This window comes from Mesorhizobium sp. M5C.F.Ca.ET.164.01.1.1 (genome assembly GCF_004792125.1).
Classification (GTDB): domain Bacteria; phylum Pseudomonadota; class Alphaproteobacteria; order Rhizobiales; family Rhizobiaceae; genus Mesorhizobium; species Mesorhizobium wenxiniae.
Map to the genome: position 1 here is coordinate 1 of NZ_SRTG01000272.1, position 349 is coordinate 349.

At 58.7% G+C, this 349-nt stretch carries 1 protein-coding gene; it reads left to right on the forward strand.

The annotated features are described in order from the left end of the window. A partial coding sequence (locus EN807_RS33440) for a 4Fe-4S binding protein (protein WP_135938010.1) occupies window positions 1-188 on the forward strand: 188 nt, incomplete at its 5' end. Between the last annotated feature and the right edge of the window lie 161 nt (window positions 189-349).

The following is a 349-nucleotide window of genomic DNA, read 5'->3' on the forward strand; positions in this document are numbered from 1 at the left end:
TCAAGATCATCGCATCCCAATGTACCCAATGCGGGGCCTGCGAGTTCGAATGTCCCTCGGAAGCGATCAAGTTCAAGGGCGACGCCTATGTGATCGATCCAAACAAGTGCACCGAATGCAAGGAGGCCTTCGATACGCAGCAATGCGTGTCGGTCTGTCCGGTACCGAAAACCTGCGTTCCCGCTTGATTCCTACCGAAACGGTCGGGTTCGCCGCGCGAGGACGCCTGCAACCCGCGACCACACCAAAAGCCTCGAGAAAGGAATGGACAGCATGTGGCCCAGACGCGAACAGGAGGTCGAAATCGGCAGACCGCCACGGTTCATGCAGGGTGAGCGGGTCCGTGCAA